Origin of the sequence: Vibrio sp. V12_P9A6T4, from assembly GCF_963874835.1 — a bacterium.
In the GTDB taxonomy this organism is placed as follows: domain Bacteria; phylum Pseudomonadota; class Gammaproteobacteria; order Enterobacterales; family Vibrionaceae; genus Vibrio; species Vibrio anguillarum.
In genome coordinates this window covers 1-21012 of the sequence record NZ_CAWNJO010000076.1, presented here as the reverse complement: position 1 = coordinate 21012, position 21012 = coordinate 1, and the positions used below count along the sequence as shown (strand labels likewise).

The 21012-nt window shown below is 45.0% G+C and carries 8 protein-coding genes and 1 pseudogene; 8 read left to right on the top strand and 1 reads right to left on the bottom strand.

What is annotated here, in order from left to right:
* Window positions 1-188 precede the first annotated feature (188 nt).
* From AACQ42_RS12755 to AACQ42_RS12720, 8 genes and pseudogenes are all read left to right on the top strand, one after another.
* A complete protein-coding gene (locus tag AACQ42_RS12755; protein WP_094166166.1) occupies window positions 189-965 on the top strand; it encodes an arylamine N-acetyltransferase family protein in 777 nt (258 codons plus the stop codon).
* The gene (locus tag AACQ42_RS12750) at window positions 949-1524 is read left to right on the top strand and encodes an RBBP9/YdeN family alpha/beta hydrolase (protein WP_094166165.1); all 576 of its coding nucleotides are present in this window, start codon (window positions 949-951) and stop codon (window positions 1522-1524) included. The genes AACQ42_RS12755 and AACQ42_RS12750 overlap by 17 nt, the downstream gene beginning before the upstream one ends.
* The gene (locus tag AACQ42_RS12745) at window positions 1517-2737 is read left to right on the top strand and encodes an MFS transporter (protein WP_094166164.1); all 1221 of its coding nucleotides are present in this window, start codon (window positions 1517-1519) and stop codon (window positions 2735-2737) included. The genes AACQ42_RS12750 and AACQ42_RS12745 overlap by 8 nt, the downstream gene beginning before the upstream one ends.
* A gap of 22 nt (window positions 2738-2759) precedes the next feature.
* Entirely contained in the window at window positions 2760-3665 is a 906-nt protein-coding gene (locus tag AACQ42_RS12740; RefSeq protein WP_217898949.1) for a diiron oxygenase, read from the top strand.
* Window positions 3665-4663 (top strand): 2Fe-2S iron-sulfur cluster-binding protein, encoded by a 999-nt coding sequence (locus tag AACQ42_RS12735; protein ID WP_094166163.1) that lies wholly within the window; start codon window positions 3665-3667, stop codon window positions 4661-4663. The genes AACQ42_RS12740 and AACQ42_RS12735 overlap by 1 nt, the downstream gene beginning before the upstream one ends.
* 13 nt (window positions 4664-4676) lie before the next feature.
* Entirely contained in the window at window positions 4677-5930 is a 1254-nt protein-coding gene (locus AACQ42_RS12730) for an ATP-grasp domain-containing protein (RefSeq protein WP_094166162.1), read from the top strand.
* 1170 nt (window positions 5931-7100) lie between these two features.
* Entirely contained in the window at window positions 7101-20138 is a 13038-nt protein-coding gene (locus AACQ42_RS12725; protein WP_094166160.1) for a PLxRFG domain-containing protein, read from the top strand.
* Between the two features lie 93 nt (window positions 20139-20231).
* Window positions 20232-20393, top strand: a pseudogene (locus AACQ42_RS12720) (L-threonine 3-dehydrogenase); the annotation flags it as partial.
* A 166-nt stretch (window positions 20394-20559) separates the two neighbouring features.
* Here the strand turns inward: AACQ42_RS12720 and AACQ42_RS12715 are convergent.
* On the bottom strand, window positions 20560-20919 hold the full coding sequence (locus tag AACQ42_RS12715) for a diacylglycerol kinase (protein WP_013868010.1): 360 nt from the start codon (window positions 20917-20919) through the stop codon (window positions 20560-20562).
* Window positions 20920-21012: the final 93 nt, after the last annotated feature.

Here is a 21012-nt window from a genome sequence, read left to right as displayed (position 1 = left end):
TTCATATGCTTAGCGTGATTATGTATGTAAATATAATTATCAATTACATTAAATTTATGACGCCTGCAATATAATTGATATTACTAGTATTGATATAGATCAATTTATAGATTAACCTCCGGCCTCAAATTTATCTAAGGTGAAAAGATAAATGTTTAATATGTCGATTTATTTTGAGGTTTAATCGTATGCTAGAGACAAATTCCTTTAAAATTGATAAGTATTTAAAAAGGATCGGTTTGGTCAAATATATAGATAAAAGCTTGGAGAGTATTAAGCAGTTACATGGCGCGCACTTTTATAATGTGCCATTTGAAAATCTCGAAATGAGATCAGTTGAAGGAAGCAAACTTGAACTAAACTATGTTTATGACAGAATCGTAGAAAATAAAAAGGGAGGCCTCTGTTTTGAATTTTGTTTGTTACTTGAGGAGGTGTTCAAACATTACGGTGTCAGCCATAGCCCACGTTTAGCAAGAATTCACCAGCCATCTTTAACTGGATGCACACATCAATTATTTGTTTTAGATATTGATAATGAAAAATTTATTTTTGATGTTGGGTTCGGTGCAAAAGGTCCGAGAAGTGTATTAAAGTTAGAAGATGGTTACATTTTTGAACATGAATTTAACTCATCTAAAGTAATTTACGATGAAGAATTTGGATGGTGTGTACTCTCTAGAGAGTTGCCTAACAAAGACTGGGAGCTTTTATATAGTTTTAGCGATACTAAAAGTAGGGTAGAAGATATAGAAATATCATATTTCTATATAAAAAATTCACCTGATAGTCTCCTGAATAAAAATAGAGTCATAAGCGTTCCACTACCAAGAGGGAGAAAAAGTATTAGAAATTACACAATGACGATAGTTACAAACGATGAGGTAAAAACAACAGAATTAGATGAAAACAATATAATTGATGAAATAAAGAGAGAGTTTGGATTAGATGTCACTTTTGAATGAAAATGTAAATTTTGTTATCGTACCAGGATACACGAATTCTGGCCCTGGACATTGGCAAAGTATATTAGAACGCAAATATGAAAATGTTATAAGAGTAAAACAAGAAAACTGGAATGTACCAGATAGAGTAGAATGGGTCAACGGGATCGAAAAGGTCGTAAGTCAAATTAATGGCCATGTTTTTTTAATCGGCCATAGTTGCGGATCTATCGCTATTACACAATGGGCAGAAAAAAATAATACTAAAAAAGTTATGGGCTCAATTCTTGTCGCACCAGCTGATGTTGAATCAGAGCATGCATTAGAGGAAATTAAAGTACAAAGACCTATACCTTATAATAAAATACCATTTGCATGCACTGTTGTTTATAGCGATAACGATGAGCATCTATCGATTGAAAGAGCGGAGAGTTTTATCAGAAGTTGGGGATGTGAAGGAATTCTAATCAAAGATGGTGGACATTTCCATACAGCCGCTGGTTATGGCGAATGGAGCTATATTGAAAAATTGATTGAGTCCCTGTCAGGGCATAACTTTGAGGAAAAAAAATATGCTTAAAGATATATTAAGTTTTGACAAGGCTACAAAATATTTCCTACTGTCAACGGTAATGATGGGGTTAAGTAATGGTTTGTTTGACTCGGTATACAACTTTTATTTAGAAGAAAATGGAGTTAATAAAGTTGATACAGGAAACATCTATGCATTTGCAATGTTTGTCATGTCTATTTCGGTTATACCATTGATATTTTTTAATAATAGATTTCCGACAAAAAATATACTTATTATATCCTCATTTTTATATTCAATTCCGTTTGTTGCATTGCCAATGACTACAGATGTTCTGTCAAGTTCTATTATTTTGGCTTGTATACTTTCAGGAATGATAGCGTTGTTGTCATCTGGGAATGCACTATTTGGTGCTCATGTTAAAAAAGATATGAAAACTACATTCTTTAGCGCATTTTTTATATCTTATCTAGGTGCTGCAATGATAGGTTCTTTTATTGTTGCCGGAATTATAAAATATTCAACAGCTAATGATAATGTCAATTATAAGATAATATTAACAATATCATTTATATTGTCTTTGGTAATGATAATATTTCGATTTTATTCAATAAAAGGTATAGATGACTTACCCAAAAAAAATAAAAATGAAATAAAATTAAATAACATCGAATGGAAAAATTTTATTGCGTTATTTATTTCTTCATTTCTGCTGGGGGCGTCGATCACTTTAGTATTTCGATTTGCCAATATTATTTTTAGCCAAGCATACAGCTTAGATATATCTGACATATCATTAGTATTAGGTTTTGATAAAATTGTAAGTATATTAGGCGCAATTTTTGCACCACTTATTGTAAAGAGGTTACAATTAAAGAAAACCCTGCTTACTATAGGAGCACTTGTTTTCATTACTTTATATTCTCAGTCATTAGAGATAACATTGAGCATTTTTATATTATTGTATTTTGCAAGACTGTTGCTAAATTATGCTCTAATGCCTCTATTAGACACATTAGCAATTACTGGTTTTGACTCAAGTAGAACTTTAATCTCCACAAGTATACGACAACTGTCTTTTTATCTAGGTAGCGCAGTATCAGCGGTTATATATGGTCACCTATTGAACGATGGGAATTGGAAATATTCATTAATATTATCTGGTATATTGGCTTTAATTGGTTCAATTTTTCTTTTAATGATTGAAGAAAAGAAAAATGATATTTTGAATGTGCAAACTAGTGTAGTCGAAAGTAAATGATTTATAAGGATCTTTATAAATAATGGAAAACAATAACGTAGGAACCATGCTCAAAAAACTATCCAAACTTTGGGAACAGCGAGCTATTGTAAATAATGATCAGATAAAGTATCAGGAATTAATCTTTGATAAAGATAAAAGCGATTTTTCTGAAATACTGCTTCCATTCGCAAAACATGATGCTTGGATAGAGGCCTCTGATTCTATTAAATCTCAGTGTTTGTCATATGCATGGGGATTATATAATCTTAAAACTATATATATTGAATGTGACATTGTCACCCCTGCATGTGAAGATTTGATAAAATCTCCTCCTAGTAATTCTAATATGAAAGGAACCATACAAGATGTAATGTCTGAAGCATTATTAGATGAAGCCCTTCATACGCGAATGTCTTTGCTGGCATCAAATTATATTTATGACAGACGTGGGTTAGTCCCATTCCATTATCAAGGTTTTAATTTGATAAAATGGAGAAAGAAATTGCTCTCGGAATGTAATTCCGAATGGGAAAGAAGGTTGACAAGGTTTTCAATTGCATGTGCAAGTGAAACATTAATTACCGATTATCTAAAAACGATGGCAGAAGATGTAACCATTCAAAGTGTGTGCCACGAAGTTACAAAAGCTCATGCAATGGATGAGTGGAGCCATTCTAGCGTCTTCAGTCTAGTTGCTACAGATATAGTAAATGGTCTCAGCAATAAGGAAAAGAATTTCTTAGCTACCACTATGAGAAAGACAGTGAAGATGTTCGCGAATAATGAACTTGGCGCATGGGAAACTGTATTATCTGCATTAAATTTCGATGGCTACAAAGATATGATTAATGATACAAACGAGCATAATGAAATTGAAGTTTTTTCAGGTTCTGTTGAATCTGTAATTTCACGAATTGGATTATCTAAGACTACAGAGCATAGCTAATGAAAATTCAATGTGTCAATATTTGTCATGAAACCGTTGACAAAAGCTGCTACACATTCTCAGTCGTTGATAGCTACCATAATATGAACATATTTCCAGGGAGTCATATAAGCTTAAAGTATCACGACACATATGGGAATTATGTAGTGAGAAGTTATACAGTTATTGAAACGCATAACCAGAATACATTCTCAATTATTGTAAAAAGAACAGGAAAGTCTGGTGTATCAGATACATTGTATCAAAATCTCAAAATTGGGGATATTTTGGAGTCAGACGGATTCTTTGGATTATCAGATTTTTCAATTTTTGATGGAAAAAAAAATGTATTAATGATTTCAGGTGGAATTGGTATTACTCTTCCATACGCTCTTATTAATGAAATGTCTTGGTATAAAAATGATATAAGAATATTACATTGTCATAGCGAAAAGAGAATGCCTGATATACCTAGATTTCGTCAGTTGCTTTTTTTTAACGAAAATATCAAAACTTACGATTTTAAATTGTACCTTACGGATGTTAACCATTCAAATTATGAGAATGCTTATAACAGCAGGATTTCTATTAATGATATAAGTTATGAATATAAGCCCGACCTTATTTTGATATGTGGAAGTGCAAAATTCGCACATTGTCTTGTAGAACAGTGCAAGAAAAACTTTCCCTCTGCATCGATTTATGTGGAATCTTTTGGAGGTAGTGAAAAATTAGCCATGAATGAAGCGGAATCGCCGCCTGTTACAGTGACTTATAATGGTGTTGATATTAGAGCAAAAGAAGACGAAAATTTATTAGATCTACTAGAGAGTAACAATTTAAAAGTAAAAAGCAAATGCCGATCTGGAATTTGTGGAAGCTGTGTTGTTAGAGTGAAAGCAGGATGTGTTCGGCGTGATCCAGATTTTTGTCTTTCAGAGGATGAAATTGCCAATGGATTGGTTCTCTCCTGTGTATCATATTGTCAAAGCAAAAGTTTAGAAATTGAATCATTTTAGGAATGTGTAAGTGATGAAAAGTAATAAGTACGTGATAATAGTAGACCCTATATCCAGCTCTTCTATTTTTTCAGATATAATAAAGGATAAATATGACTATGAAACTATAGCAGTTAATACAGTAACAAACTTACCAGATTCAGTGAAGTCCACATTTAGACCCGACAGTTTTTCGAATTGCTTTCTATTTGATGGTGACATAGGAAAACTAATTATAGATATTGAAGATTATATTGGTGGCAGACCTGATTTTTTACTATGTGGTTCAGAACCAGGGGTTTTTTTATTTGATAAATTATCCGTACATTGGGATATCATGCCTAACGATATAACAAAATCCCAACAAAGACGTAATAAGTTCCTGATGCAGGAACAGCTCAGAAATGACGGTTTACCATGCATCAATCAAATAAAATCTTCATCTCTAGATGAAATACTCGAATGGTCTAAAAAACAAAATTGTGATAGATTTGTTGTTAAGCCAATGTTGTCTTTTGGTACCGATAGTGTGACTTTTTGTAATGATACTCAAGATATCACAGAGTCCTTTAACAATTTAATCGGAAGAATTGATTATTCGGGACTTAAAAACGACGAGGTACTTGTTCAATGTCTTATCGAAGGTGATGAATTCGTCGTAGATGCTGTTTCTTCTAATGGAGATCATTATGTAGTCAATATGTTTAAGTATTCGAAATATACTCTCGATAACAGACCTATATATAGAAGTATGGAGACTGTTGATCCCGAGCTATACCCATCTATAATAGAATATGTTTGTCGGGTACTGACATCTTTAGGAATCAGGCATGGAGCTAGTCATTCTGAAGTTATTTTAACGAATGATGGACCAGTTCTAGTCGAGACAGGTGCTAGAATGCATGGTGGACTTGGTCCACTATTAGTAGAAAAATGTAATTCTCAATCTTTGATTGGTCTTTCTATCGATTCGAGATTACATCCTGAAAACTTAAGGTTTCTTCCTAGTCCAAGATTAGAACAATATGCAGTCGAGTTTTTCTTATCTAGTCCTGTCGAAGGAATTCTAATTAGTAACGACATAGAAAGTTCTTGCAGAAAGATAGAAAGTTATGCTTTTACAACATGTAACTTGGAGCGGGGAAATAAAGTCGAAAAAACAATAGATCTTGTTAGTTCATATGGCCGTGTCGTTTTAATTAATAAGTGCCAAAAGCGCCTAATGAGTGATCTTCTCGAATTGAAAAAATTAGAACAAGAGGGAGTGTTAATCCGTTTGGATAAATAGTCTTATATCAATAACTGAGTTAGATTGTTAATTTTTTCTTAATTCTTGTTTTTTCTAAATTTAAGGGAGGTTATTAATCGATCTTAAGTTGGATGTTATTCCTTACATATGATTTTAAAACTATTGTTTAAGCATGCATCATTATTTTAATATTATTATTAGCATATATCTCTAAGTGAAAAATAGTATTTGATGGTTGTTGCACACAACGTGTTAACATCAGTTTTCAATTAGACCGTTATCCTTCTTGGGTAGCGGTTTTTTATTCCCGAAATTTGGAATAGATAATGTAAGAAGATCTTTTTAGCATATAACTATTATCAATATCGATCATAATCTCTCTGCGAACATGACTCATATACCCAAACTACTTGGAGTTGCAGGTTGGCGGCAAGTGAGTTCATTCCCATGAGCATAGATAAACTATGTGATTGGGGTGAACGAACGTAGCCAAGACCTCTACTGCTTCAAGTAGGAAGGGTATAGGCCTTTTACCGTTTTTTTTAATCTAGAGCGGCACATTGTAACAATGAAAATTCTCAGTTTTTTGCAGTGGTGTACTAAGCCCATTGACTGTCGCCACAAACATAATATGCACCTTTCTTGCAGAATGCCGAAATTTCATTCTTCATTAAATATTCTTTACTCTTCACATATATGTTTAATTCCTTGTGTGAAAGGATGTTTCTCAATATAAGGGTGGTTGTGTTGAGTAGTAGTTAATTCACTAAGAATAAATGCCTAACTTTAGTATAAAACTCTTAGGTCACTTCAGCTATCTACCTAGCGATACGGCTTTAGTGGGCTTGCCATGGCTTGAGAAATCACAGGTGAAGAAATTCAACACAAAGATATTTATGGTGCGATTAGTCCAGTTAAGCGTAGATATGAACAGTGTCGATAAAAAATTGGACTCCATCGTATTGAACATGTGGGTTATCTAGTAATGGATAGATTCAAACTTCTCAATGTACAGAGTTATCAACTTGCTGAAGAGACAAACTTTACATTGATCAAAATGTTATATTAATAAGGCTGCTTCCTTTCTGTACGCTTAGTTGCCAGATATCCAAAAATGTGGTAGCGTTTCCCACACTAACGCCAGTCTATTCATTAAGCCGCTGCCCTTCGGGGTGGCGGTTTTTTTATGCCTGAAATTTGGAGCCGCACATGCAAGACAAGAAGTTATTGGGCGAAGAACTATCACCAAAATCGACTATTAATGCCTCTACGGATATGAGTCAGTCTGCCTTTTTACCGAAAGGTTTTCAGTTTGAAGCCCCTAAAATGCCACAGCGAAACTATGATGTGACGTTAGGTGATACAGCCAAAGCCGTCGGCAGTGGCACTCTGCATTCACTGGCTGGCCTTGGTGAACTCTCGGAAAACTTCCTTGGTGTAGGTGAGAGCTTTCGAGATTTGATGTCGTCTAGCTCAGATTATCTGCAAGATAGCATGACTCAAGATGGCCGTGACGCACTGGACTCACGTCTCTTTAAAGAGAACGAAAACGGCAATCCAACCTTTGCTGAAGGTGCAACGGATATCGATGTGTGGGCAATGAAAATCGCTGACGGGCTAGGTTCGCTGGCGGCTAACTTTGCTGGTGGTGGTTTTGCCGGTGCGGGTGCAAAAGTGGCACTGCGCTCAACCATTACTAAGTCAATGCTGAAAAAGGGCATGACCGAACAGGCCGCGCAAGCCGTGGCTGACAAAGCGATCTATAGAATGGCGGCAATCGGCGCGGGCGCAACGGGGGTGGGGACGTCGCTCGGTGGCGCAAGTATGGATACGCGTGACGCGGTAATGCAGATGGATACCTCTTGGCTGGCGGATAACTCGGAGTATTTCCAGCAATCCTTGCTGCGTCTGTCCGATGATCCGCAATATCAAGGCATGAGTGCAACAGAGTTATTTGAACTCGCTAAAGAAGAGACCGCTAGTTACGCCAGCTTGCAAATGTCTACCGACCCTAACGCCGTGGCTGCTTCTGTCGCCGGTGCGATGGGTGATAAGTATTTGTTTGGCGCATTGCTTGGCAAGATGGGTAAAAAGGGCGTGGTTGCCAGTGCGGCGAAAGGGACGATCACCGAAGGCGGCACGGAGTTTATTGAAGGCTATGGTCAAACTTATGCCCGAAACCAAGTGACCAATGAGGTGACGGGACAAGAGATTGACCCTACTACCGGTGCGTTGGTGGATGGCTTGGAAGGCGCGGTAATCGGCGCTGCGTTAGGCGCACCGCTTGGCACGGTCGGTGGTTATCGAGCCAAAGGACAGGCCGCAGAGAATGTGTCGCTACAAACGAACCCGCAGAACGTCAGTGATACTCAAGAGCAAGAGATCGCAGAACAAGCCGCAGGCGACGCTCAGGCAGTGCCGACTCCCCCTCCCCCTCCCCCTCATAATGGGGAGGCACCAGCGCAAGCGGCCGCAATGAATGCTGATGAGCCAGCATTGAACCCACAAGGGCAATACGATGATTTGCTGCAAGGTGTGCAGCAAAGACAAGCGGACAATGGCAAAGATGCGACGATCCGTTCCAGCTTTGCGCAAAGTCGCCAAGCGCTCACTGAGCGTGGTGTGCTACCTGAACGCAACGTTTACCAAGAAACGATTGATATGGCTCGCGCCGTGGACCCAACGCGGGCAGCGGAGATTGAGCAATTTCTGAAAAGCGAAGAGGCTGACCAAAATCCAGAGTTGACCGCACAGCTAGAGCGAGAGTACGAGTCTCTTGCGCAAAAAGGGCGTGATCTCGATATCGACCCGACGTTAACCCAAATTGAACACCGCCAAAACCAAAACCGTTTGGACATGGCCAAGCGTGAAAAGCCGCACCAGCGTATCGAGCGCAAGCAGAATGAGTACCAGCTCGATGATACGGTAAGCTCACGCAAAGCAGCGATTCGCGCAGAAATGGAGCCTCAGTTACTCAAGGAAGACCGCAATAAGCCTGAGCTTCTAGAGCGTATGGTGGAACTGGAATACGCCCGCCGCTACCCACAGCCTGAGAAAGCGAAAGTAACTGGCGATCAGGATAATGGTTTAGCGCCGTTTAAGTCTGCCCGTTTTGACCGTGATACGGCGCAAGCGGCGGTTGAAGCTAAGGCGCAGGAGAGTAAGAACGCCGCGCAATTGGCCGCCGCACAGCGCGAAAGAGACAGCCGCCCTGCTTCACCGGATGAGAATCCGGCATGGTTTGGTGTGCATCCTGAATCGGGTGAGCGCACGACACGCGCTTTTATGCTTGACTTGGCCAACCAGAAAGGACAGGCACAAGCTTCTGAGCGCCAAGCCGAACTCGATGCGCGCCGTGAGCGTTTAGGTCAGCCGGTATCGAGCTTTATGGAACGCCCGAACTCGATGAAAATGCGTGAACAAGGCAAGAAGCCTATCCGTGATTTTGCGGGGATTGCGGGAAAAACGTCAAGAATGTCGAAGCGTTTACGCAAGCGCTTAAGTCGTGCTAAAGGCTTTGATACTGATGCCGTTTTGGCGGAGTTTCAAAATCATGAAAAGCGCTTGGCCGCGTATGAAGAAGCCGCCCGCCGCCGCGCTGAGTATGAGGCGAATTTGCCTGAGAATATTGCGCGTCGTAAGAATGCCGAAGCGCTGTTTAAAAAGTTTGTCAGCGATACTGAGGCGCGTACCTTTGCTGAGAACGAAATCACTCAGACGATCAAACGAATTAATGCGTTAGTCGATGCCTCGCCAAAAGGGTCGGTATTGGAACTTGACGGGCAGACCAGATCATTACCCGTTATTAAAAAACTGATGGTACACAGCGTGCGCAATTTGGCGAATAAGTTTGTGGGTAAAACTGCCGCGATGATGAACGCCGCCGCGCTTAAGCGTGAATCCGGTACTCAACCTGCGCAAAACTTGGACGACAGCGCCGTTGGTCAAGCAGAAGCAAAAGCGCCGACCAATAAATATGGATTTGTGCCTACTTCTGCAACAGAAATCGTTGCTGGAGTCGAGCACTTAGGACAAGCTCAAGACTCTGATTACCTATCAAAACTCGCGGATGACGGGTATGAGTTTGTTGTAGGGAAAGGTGATGGGATTTTTGATCCTAAAAACACGGCTGCCGCACGCAAAAATCCAAGTGATTATGTCACGACTCAAGATCCGAGAGGCGGTTATGTTCTTTGGCGCAAGCCGCTCAATGAGCGCCGTGACCAAATCTCGCAACCGGCGGAAAAGTTGGATGATCCCGACATCATTCGGCAAGCAAAAGAGGTGATCCGCGAGGTGATTGATAGAAATGGCGGAGCCAAACCTAAGCTTAAAGGCGTGCGCGAAGCTTATCGAGACAAAGGTTTTACCGCAAAGGCGCTGCAAGAAGCGCTAGGAGATAAGTCTCTTGCGGGTTTCGAGCGTGAGCAAAAAGAGAGATATCCATCTGAACCTTCAATTCATTCTGATCAAGAAGTACCACTACAGTCAAAAGGAGATATCGACCATGGCAACGAAACCTCAAATACAGCAAGACCTGATGAAAGATCTTCGCCGCAATCAGAAGTACAAGAAAATGACCAACGAGGAACTGACGCCAATCGCTCAAGCGTTAGCGAAGAAGACGCGAGAGCGGGAAGACGAGCTAATGAGTCTAGGCGTACATTACCTGACAGCACAGAGCGAAGCGTATCGAGAGACGCTATTGAGCGCCTAGCGCTCGATGAGATGGATAACTTCGCCAATGGAACTGCTACACAAAGGATCGCCGCGAATATCGCGGCGATTCGCTTAATGAAGGATCTTACCCAATCAGGGATACCCGCGACGCTTGAGCAGAAAAAGGTACTGGCACAGTATGTGGGATGGGGCGGCCTCGCCTCTGTGTTTGATAACACGAACACCTCCAAATCACAGCAAGCCGCGCACCAAGAGCTAAAAACGCTGCTGACCGAAGAGGAATACAATAACGTTCGGATGAGTACCCGTAACGCCTTCTACACCTCAGAGGCCGTGGTGAAAGGTATATGGAGTGGAGTGAAAGCGTTGGGCTTGGGCAACAGCCCAATGAATGTGGTCGAGCCATCGCTGGGTTCAGGTAACTTTATTGGTTGGCAACCGTCCGACATGCGCGATCAATCGCGCTGGTTTGCCTCCGAACTCGATCCTGTGACCGGCAATATTGCCAAGCTTATCTACCCCGAAGCCGATGTTCAGGTTAAAGGATTCCAAGAAACGCCGTTTAAACACGGCGTTTTTTCTTTGGCGATTGGCAACCCGCCTTTTGGCAGTCAGTCTATCCGTGACAACAAGAACCCTGATATTTCAGGGATGGCGATCCATAACTATTTCATCGCTAAATCAAGCAAGCTTTTGCATGAAAACGGCTTGCTGATGATGGTGGTGACAAACCGCTTCCTCGATACGCTGAACAAAAACCACAAACAACTGAGCCAAGAGCTGGATTTTGTCGGCGCGGTGCGCCTGCCGAATACGGCGTTTAAGAGCAATGCCGGTACGGAAGTGACCACGGATATCGTGGTGTTTCGCAAGCTTAAGCAGGGGGAAACCGCCAAGAATACCGTTTGGACAGACGTAGACGGCGAGGTGAACGGTTTTCGTGTTAACCAGTGGTTTGCGCAAAACCCGCAATACATCCTGGGCGAAGTCGCGCAAGGCAAGATGTACCGTGGGGATGAAAGCGAATCGACGGTTAACCCTGTTTTGCAACACGCGAACCTTGAGCAGTCAATCAGCAAAGCGTTGGCCTCACTCGCACAAGGACAAGATTTAGCGTTAACTCCTGAAACCAAAGATGCGATTGCCGGTGAGGTGATGTTGGCGGAATCCGACCTTGCGATTGGCGGCATGATGGTGAACGCCGACGGCAAGGTGATGCGCCGTGGCGACGATCACCCGACGAATGGTGCTCAGGTGTATGAAGTGACGCCAGATTCGATTTGGAGTGATGATGGCTGGTTGATGAGTCGAGCGCGCCATTTTGTCGAGCAGGGCGATAAAGCGCGCCTACAACAGTTTGTGGATAATGAGTTTCTGAATAAAGGCAAAATCAAAAGTGATTTTACCGGCTCAAAACTCAAAGAGAGCGCAGTCAAGGCGGTGCTGGCTTACCTCACCGGACAGCAATCCAAAAATCAAGCTTTGAACGCGCTTGATGACGCTATTGATAACACGCGCCTTGGTCCTAATAAGTTTCGCAAACTGAAAGCGATGCTGACCATTCGCAATAGCGCACTGGCACTGCTGCGCGCCGAGAAAACCGGTGCGGGGGATATCGAGCGTCTGCGTCAGCGCCTGAACGTGCAATACGATGAATTTGCTCAGGCGTTTGCGACCAAAGGCAAAAACAGTAAGCCCGCGACGCTGACCGAGAGCTTGAACCTTCTTGATGGCGATACAGGGATTGAAGCGGGCTTAGATAGCGTCAGTGACAGCGGCGAAGTTACTAAGAGTGATCTCTTCTCTAAACGTTTGCTCTTCCCTTACAAGCGCCCTGAATCAGCCAGCAACGTGGCGGATGCGGTCAACTACTCGATGCGTGAACGCGGTAAGGTCGATATCGAGTACGTGAGCGGTTTGCTCGGTCTTGGCCATGATGAGGTGCTGGCGAAGCTGACCGAAGGTGAAAAGCCGTATTTGTTGATGAACCCTGAAACGCAAAAGTATGAGTTCATCGACGACTACTTATCGGGCAATGTGAAGGCGAAGTACCAAGCGGCGAAGAGCGCAGGACTAGACACCAACGTGAAGCTTTTGGAAGCCGTGCTTCCTGAAGACAAAACGCCAGCGCAAGTGAAGCCCTCTATCCGTGCAACGTGGATTGACTCTGATGTGTTTGAACGCTTTGCCGAAGCGCTAGGTTATAAGGCTAAGGTGACGGTTAACCGTCATATCGGTGCTATTTCAGTGATGGGCGAGTCGGGCGGCTCACTCAGTGCATTAGGCTCACAGTTTAAGCATGACCGCGCCACACTGGCCGATTTATTGAACTCTGCCGCTAATGGTAAATCACTGGTGATTTACGACACCAATGGCAAAGAGCGCACCAAAAACGAGAAAGCGACCAAGGAAGTGAACGCGCTGGCCAATAAGCTCGCTTCGACGTTTGTGACGTGGGCGAAAAGTGATGCGCAGATTGCTAAGCAAATCGCCGATAACTTTAACGAGCGGATTAATACCCACGTTAACCGTAAATACAACGGGCGTTTGTACCTGCAAACCGTGGGGATGAACCCTGCGGTCGATATGCGTAAAACCCAGCTCGATGGCGCGCTTCGCATGATCCAGAGTAAAAATACGTTACTCGATCATACCGTGGGGGCGGGGAAAACCTTTACGGCCATTACCGGCATGATGGAGCGTAAGCGTCTTGGCCTAAGCAAAAAACCGATGGCGGTGGTTCCGAACCATATTCTTGGCTCCTTCCATAAAGATATTTTGACGCTCTACCCGTCGGCTAAGGTGCTGGTCGCGGATGATAAAGCCTTTACGGCTAAGAAGCGTAAGCAGTTTTTCTCACGCATTGCGACCGGCGATTACGATGTGGTGTTGATGGGGCATAGCCATTTGCGCGCCATGCCCAATGATATTGAGCATTTCCGCACGGTGATTAACGAGAAAATTGACGAGCTGCGCAGCGCACTGGAAGAGGCGAAAGCCGAAGCTAAGCAGTCAGGGCAGCGTGGGGCGACGGTCAAACAGATTGAGGACTCGATTTCCCGCCTACAAGACAAAATCAAAGAGAAAGAGGAAGCACTGAGTAAGAACGCTGACCAAATCGGGTTTACCTTTGGGGATTTGGGCGTGGATTACTTGGTGATCGATGAGGCGCACGAGTTTAAAAACCTGACTTACGCGACACGCACTGACCGTGTGGTGGGGATGAACGATCCGAAAGGCTCCGAAAAGGCGCTCGATTTGCTCATCAAAACCCGCAACATTCAGGGCTTAGAGAACGGTGGCGTGACCTTTATGACCGGTACGCCGATTTCTAACAGCTTGGTCGAGGTGTACACCATGATGTATTACCTTGGCCACGACACGTTGAAAGATCTGAAAATGTCTTTCTATGATGCGTTTGCCGGCTCGTTCTTCAATACCGAAATCACCTTGGAATACGCGCCAACCGGCACGGTGAAAGAGCGCAGTGTGTTGAAGGGACTCAATAACATGCAGCAACTTTCGACCCTGTATCGTCAGTTTGCCGATGTGATCACCCAAAAAGATATGGTGAACATCTTCCGTCAGGATGTGGAGGCCAAGAACAAGGCGACGGGCGAGAATAAAGCGACCCGATTCCCTATACCTAATATCAAAGGCGGTAAACGTCAGCTTAACATCGCACCGGCGACCGAAGCGCAGCGCGAGTACAACGACTATCTGATTGCCCGTATGGAGGCGTTTAACCAGCTCAAAACCAAAGAGGAGCGGATCGCTTACGCTAAGATTGATAACCCACTGTGGGTACTGACCGATGCGAAAAAAGCCTCGCTCGATGTGCGCTTGGTGGACCCGACCGCACAGCGTGACCCAACAGGGAAAGTGGCTCGCGCCGCCGAGCGGATCAAATCGATTTACGACCAGTGGCAGGACGATAAAGGTACACAACTGGTGTTCTCCGATATGGGGACGCCCGCGAAGTACGCGATTGCAACGGTGAAATCAGACCTTAAAAGCTTGGCGGAAACGGTCTTAGGTAAGGGCAAAGCGGCAGCGTTTATTTCCAGTCGTTTGGACATCTACGAGGGGGAAATGCCTTACTCGCAAACGCTGAAAGAGTTGGTTGATAAGGTGAACGCTCAAGCGGAAACCGGCGAGATTGATGCTGACCAGTACGAGAAGCTGGAAGAGCAGATCCGCGAACTGACCGCCTCTACCATGACGGCGGATACCGGCTTTAGTGTGTACGATGACCTGAAAGCCTCGCTGATGGAAAAGGGCATTCCCGACGATGAGATTTCGTTTATCCACGACTACAACACAACGTTGAAAAAAGAGGCGCTGTTTGATCGCGTTCGCCGTGGTGAGGTACGGGTATTGATTGGCTCATCGATGAAGATGGGCGCGGGCACCAACGTGCAAAATCGTTTGGTGGCCTTGCATCATATGGATGCGCCTTGGCGTCCGTCTGATATGGAGCAGCGCGAAGGGCGAATTGTGCGTCAGGGCAATGAGTTTTACCAACGTGCCGCGAACGCGGGTAAACCGGAAGACTTTGAGGTTGAGCTGATCGCTTATACCACTCAAGGTTCGAGTGACCCTGTGATGTGGCAAATCCTAGAGCGTAAAGCCGGCGCGATTGAGCTGTTCCGTAACGGCGAGTTAGATCAGTTTGTTGAAAACAGCAATTCGGATGCGGATAGCTACGCGGAGTTTAAAGCCGCGTCAACCGGCAACCCTATTTACCGTTTGAAACTGGAATCGGACGCTAAGCTGCTGGATTTAGACAGCTCTTACACGGCGCAAGCCAGCTCGATTGGCGCGGCCAAGCGTTTTGTAGAGCGTTTTGACGATGAGAAAGCCGCCATTGAATTACGCCTTGAAACGCTGCGTCAGGCCGATATCACTGAGTTTGATGCCGAAGCGTTCACCACGCTGTACCGCAATGCGCAAGCTGATTATTTAGCAGCGGATAATGAATACGATGCGGCGATGGCGATTTACTCTGAGCTGGATGCGAAAACCCGCAAAGAGCGTGGCTTGAAGAAACCGCAAAAGCCTAAGCGCCCAATGATCCATGAACTGGATGATGAGTATTCCATCGAGCTGAATAAGTCCATCATTCAGCCAGCGATTGCGGCGGTCGAGCAATCTCGGCGTTGGCAAGGGGAAATCAAGCTGGGTAAGCAATTGGGCTTGGTGATGGACGTGGATTATTTCACCCATGAGGGAACTAAAACGCCATTGATTGATGTGCGCTTGGTGGATGGCAAAGGTAAGACCATCGACTATATGGCGCGAGGGATGCAAAGCAGTTCGATTGTGCAATCGCCTAAGCTGATGAATGCGCTGCACCTCAATGCGATTGTCACGGCGTTAAATGGCGAGCAAGAGCGCTTCGAGAGAAAGCTGCAAAGCTTGCAAAGTACGCTCAAGGATTCGCGCCAGATTGCCAAGATAGATATCACCGCGCTCAAACAAGAGCTGGATGAGGCGAAAAGCCGCAACCTATGGTTGTCGGTAGAGGCCTCGATGGCCGATATCAAAGAAGAGCTACGCCGCAGTGAAACGCCTAACAAGTTTGTTGACCGTGAAAAGCTGCGCAAAGTGAAGCGCTCCACCTTTGATCCGAACTCTATCCGCCCTGAAACGGTTGAGCATAACGGCCAGCGTTACCAGACAGTGGGTGTGCGCATTCCTTATCCCGGCTGGCAATACGATTCAGTGATGCCAGCGCTCGATGCTAACGGGGATTATGTGCATCTTCTTCTTTCACACAACTCAAAAGTGGGGGAAGCGCCGGTACTGTCTGAGGTCATACCGCAACCGACTCAAACGCCCAAAGCGGAGTATGCGTTTTTAGCTGAGGCTAAAGCGCGCCATGAAGCGCGCCAAATTGAAGAGGCCAAACGCGAGATAGGCTCGCCAGTGGATGAGCCGTCGAGGGATTCAGCGGCGAGTGATGGCGTCGTCTTGTTTAGTCGTACCAGTACGAATGCAGGGCGTACCGGGGTGAAAACCGGAAAGATAGCCGGTGGTATCACTGTGAAACGGAGCACCATTGATGCGGTGACTCGCACGGCGCTCGGCAAGCTCGGCCTCAAAGACTTCACGTTCCGCTTTGAGACGGTGGATACGGAGGCGGATCTTCCTGATTATGTAAAAACAGCCATAGCCAAGAGTGATGCCCAAGGCGAAGTGTTCGGGCTTTATGACACCAAAGAGCACAAAGTCTGGTTGGTCGCTGAAAAACATAATTATGCCTCAGAGGTAGAAGAAACGATTTTCCACGAAGTGGCCGGTCACGTTGGTTTGGCGCGATTGCTCAAAGAAGGTAAGGCGCAACCGGATATGAATACCCTAGCCTTAAGGTTAGGCGGCATCAAAGGGATTCAACGGCTTGCAGAGCAAAATGGTGTGGATTTAGCACCTTACTTAAATTCCGCGCAGACGCTCACTAAGGCAGATGCCGAGGAAATTCTGGTACAAGAGCTGGTGGCGCATCTTGCTGAGCAGCAAAAGTTTGCGACCCCAATTCAACGTTTATTAGCGAAAGTGCGTGCTATGCTGCGCTCGCTATTTGGTTTTATTTACTCTCCTGAGTTTAACAATAATGAATTACTCACCCTGGTATTCAAAGCTAAGGAGCAGCTAAAAGCGCCGCCGCCAAAAGATAAGGTGACAAGACCTGAGAATAATACGCTGTTTTTCTCTCGCTCAAGATCGCAGGGCGTGCCAGCGGATACGGCATCTAGGTCAAACCAGATGAGCGCCGATGAGGCGCTGGCACAAAAGCAAAACGCTTTGGTGAGTAAAATCAAACAGGCGCTGTATGGTGCGCCAGTGATTGGGCAATCGCTCGATGCGCTTGCCCGCAACAAATACGCGATGTTGACGCTGCGCCAGATGGGGGAAGTTTCCGCCGTGATCAACAAGCCCTTGGGCAAGATGATTGACGCCTACCAAGATGAAATTAACTCTATGGTGGTGACACAGAACATGTTGGCCGAAGAGGCGGCCAAGATTGCTGATGATCTCAGTGATTGGGCTAAGGCGAACCCGAAAGAGGCGGATGAACTCTTTGCTTTTGCGCATGAGGCGACCTTGGCGGATGTGGACCCGTCAGAGGCGTTCCAATCCCGCGAGGAAGATCTGAAAGAGAGTATTGCTAAGCAAGAGCGGATTTTGAAAGAAGAGGGCGGCTTAAACAGTGAACGTGGCTCTAAGGCTTGGAAAACCCTTCAAGAAGAGCGAGAGCTTTTGAAACAAGAGCCAAATCGTCGCAAGCGCCATGTGGAGTTACGCCCCAAATTTGCCCTCCTCAACGCTGAGCAGAAGCGCCGTTATCGACAAATGCGCGATCACTATCGTGCTCAATCTGAGCGGATGAATAAAGCGCTGGAAGAGAACATTGTACGAGCGGTGTTTGATTCCAAGATCCGCAAAGCGATGCTGGCCGAGTTGCGCCAGCGTCACGAGCGCGCCGCCAAAGGGTTGTACTTCCCATTGTCACGCCACGGTGATTATTGGATTGACTTTGCCGATGAGAACGGCGAACGCCAATTTATGATGTTTGAAACCAAAGGCGAAATGGAACTGGCCGCCGAGAAACTGCGTAAGGCTGGCTTTTCTCTCAACTCTGGTATGAAAGCGAAATTTAATGCGGTGCAGAAGGCGTCGCTGCCGTTTGTGGCCGATGTGTTGCAGTTGGTAGAGCAAGCGAACATGCACACACCGGCGAAAGAGTCGCTGAGTGATGAGATTTACCAGATGTATTTGCGCACCTTGCCCGCTCGCTCTATGCGCCGTAACTTCATTCACCGCAAAGGCGTTGCCGGTTTTAGCCAAGATGCGGTGCGAGCACTGGCTGACCAAGGCTTTAGACAATCGCGTCAGCAGGCTCGCCTCGACCATATGGATATTCTGGATAACCACCTCGATAGCATTCAGAAGTACGTGCATGAGCTGCCGAACAATGTGGAAGCCGACCGTGTGGTGGAAGAGCTGAACAAGCGCCATGAATGGGTGCGCAATCCTTCCCGCGCTGGTTGGGCGCAAAAACTGACCAGTTTGGGCTTTGTGTGGATGCTGGGTTTAACGCCTGCCGCAGCACTGGTGAACTTAACCCAAAACCTTCAAGTCGCCCTGCCTATTTTGGGTTCCCGCTACGGTATGGCGGAGTCTTCCAAAATGATGAGCCAAGCGACGGCGCAATACCTGAAAGCAGCATTTACCCGAAACCGCCCGAAAGGTCAGGGGATATTGGGAAGCGTGCTCACTGGTGGCGAGAAAGAGGCGATGCGCCGTGCGGTTGCGCAGGGCGTGATTGATGTTACGCAAGCGGCAGACTTAGCTGGTTTGGCAGAGAACCCCAACGCGAAGTATTCAGGGACTTGGAACAAAGCGATGAACATCATTGGTTGGGCTTTCCACCATGCCGAAGTGTTTAACCGCGAAGTGACCTATATTGCGGCCTACCGTCTTGCTATGAAGAAACATGGCGACCATGAAAAGGCGATCGCGGATGCGATTAAAGATACGTGGGATAGCCATTTTGACTACTCATCGATTAACCGTGCGCGCTTTATGCAAAGCGATATGGCGGCAGTCGCCCTACAGTTTAAGCAGTACAGCCAGAACATGACTTATTACTTGTGGGCGAACCTAGCCAAAGCGCTAAAAGGGGAGACGCCCGAAGTCAAATCGATGGCACGTAAACAGCTTTTAGGAACGTTGGCCTCGACCTTCTTTATTGGTGGTACGTGTGCGTTGCCATTGTGGGCGATCACCACGGCGATTGAAGCGGCGCAAGAGATTGTGGGGGATGACGACGAGCCGTTTGATGCGGAAACTGAATTAAAACGTATGCTGGCCGAAGCGTTTGGTAAAGAGAACGCAGCTTTAATCTGGCATGGCGCTTTACCAAGTATTTCTGGCCGTATCTCACTCAATGATTTGTGGGTGCGCAGCATTAACCGTGATGTGGATGCCTCCACCGCGTATGTGGAATACATGAAGCAAGCGTTAGGACCGGTATTAGGGGGTATTGGTGTTTCATGGGCGCAAGGCTTGGCCGATATTTCTAACGACCAATTTGCTCGCGGTATCGAGCGTATCCCGCCGAAAGCGATTAAAGACGTGCTTAAAACCGCTCGATACATCAATGAAGGTGGCGTGACGACGAAGAACGGCGACGAGATTGTGAGTGATCTAACGGCCTTTGAGCTGCTTGGCCAAGCGTCTGGTTTTGCGATTGGCCGTGCGAACCTTCAGTATGATGAGAACAATGCGATTAAGAACTATGAAACCTTTATCGTTAAGCGCCGCCAAAGCTTGATGAACGCCTACTACACGGCCTATCGCCTGAAAGATGGTGAAGCAATGAAGTCGGTGATGGTGAAGATCCACAAGTTCAATCAATCGCAATATGGTAAGCGTAACCCTATCACTACTGAAAACTTAAGGCAGTCGCTGAAAGTGCGAGCTCGAAAGCGGTCAACTTCTCAACATGGAGTGCAGGTGCATCCTAAAATGAATTCACTCGCTGCGCAGTATGATTTCTTCTAGGAGTCTAGCTGATAGCAATTAGCCCCATTTTAGCCCCAATGATAGCTTTTTCATATTTAACCATTTGATTCTAATTAATAAAATCGTATTGTGCGCAATATGTTCGAAACTTGGTATAAGATGGCGAGCCTGATCCAATCTGGTCTCGATCTAACGCCTATCATCACTCACCATTACAAAATTGATGACTTCCAAACGGGCTTCGATGCTATGCGCAGCGGGCTTTCTGGCAAAGTTATCCTTGATTGGGAATAATCGAATATTGAAGTTGAAGCGCTCCGGTTGGGGCGCTTTTTTTGAACAGCATTTACTCTGCGACTACAGAATAAACAAGCAAGTTAACGGCGGTGGCAAAACATAGCGCTAGGAGAAAACTAATACCGACGTAAGAAAACGAATAATTTTCAAACGATCATTTCATTTAGCGTACCAAAATAAAAATCCATGTAAATGCAGCAAAAAGTAGTGCAATCAAAACCGCAGCTGATCCTATATCCTTCGCACGGCCACTGAGCTCATGCCACTCACTACCTACGCGATCAACTACAGCTTCCACGGCTGAATTCATAAGCTCAACGATGACAATCAGCACTAAGCTACCGATCATCATTAACTGTTCTAATTCATTGACCGGCAAGAAAAAAGTGATCGCAATTAGAATGATAGAAGCGACGATTTCTTGCCTAAAGGCGGCTTCATTTTTCCATGCAGCCTGAAGGCCTTTCATTGAATAACCTGTAGCGTAAAATAAACGACTTATTCCTGTACGGCCTGGTTTCATAAAGTGAGTAACCTAATAGTTAATAATGAGATAATAAAAATGTCGATAGCTTGAGTTGACTCTCATCTTATTAAAAAGTGCTATCGGATGTAG

Coding starts and splice junctions, on each gene's coding strand:
- AACQ42_RS12755 (WP_094166166.1), top strand. CDS start 189: ATGCTAGAGACAAATTCCTTTAAAATTGATAAGTATTTAAAAAGGATC.
- AACQ42_RS12750 (WP_094166165.1), top strand. CDS start 949: ATGTCACTTTTGAATGAAAATGTAAATTTTGTTATCGTACCAGGATAC.
- AACQ42_RS12745 (WP_094166164.1), top strand. CDS start 1,517: ATGCTTAAAGATATATTAAGTTTTGACAAGGCTACAAAATATTTCCTA.
- AACQ42_RS12740 (WP_217898949.1), top strand. CDS start 2,760: ATGGAAAACAATAACGTAGGAACCATGCTCAAAAAACTATCCAAACTT.
- AACQ42_RS12735 (WP_094166163.1), top strand. CDS start 3,665: ATGAAAATTCAATGTGTCAATATTTGTCATGAAACCGTTGACAAAAGC.
- AACQ42_RS12730 (WP_094166162.1), top strand. CDS start 4,677: ATGAAAAGTAATAAGTACGTGATAATAGTAGACCCTATATCCAGCTCT.
- AACQ42_RS12725 (WP_094166160.1), top strand. CDS start 7,101: ATGCAAGACAAGAAGTTATTGGGCGAAGAACTATCACCAAAATCGACT.
- AACQ42_RS12715 (WP_013868010.1), bottom strand. CDS start 20,919: ATGAAACCAGGCCGTACAGGAATAAGTCGTTTATTTTACGCTACAGGT.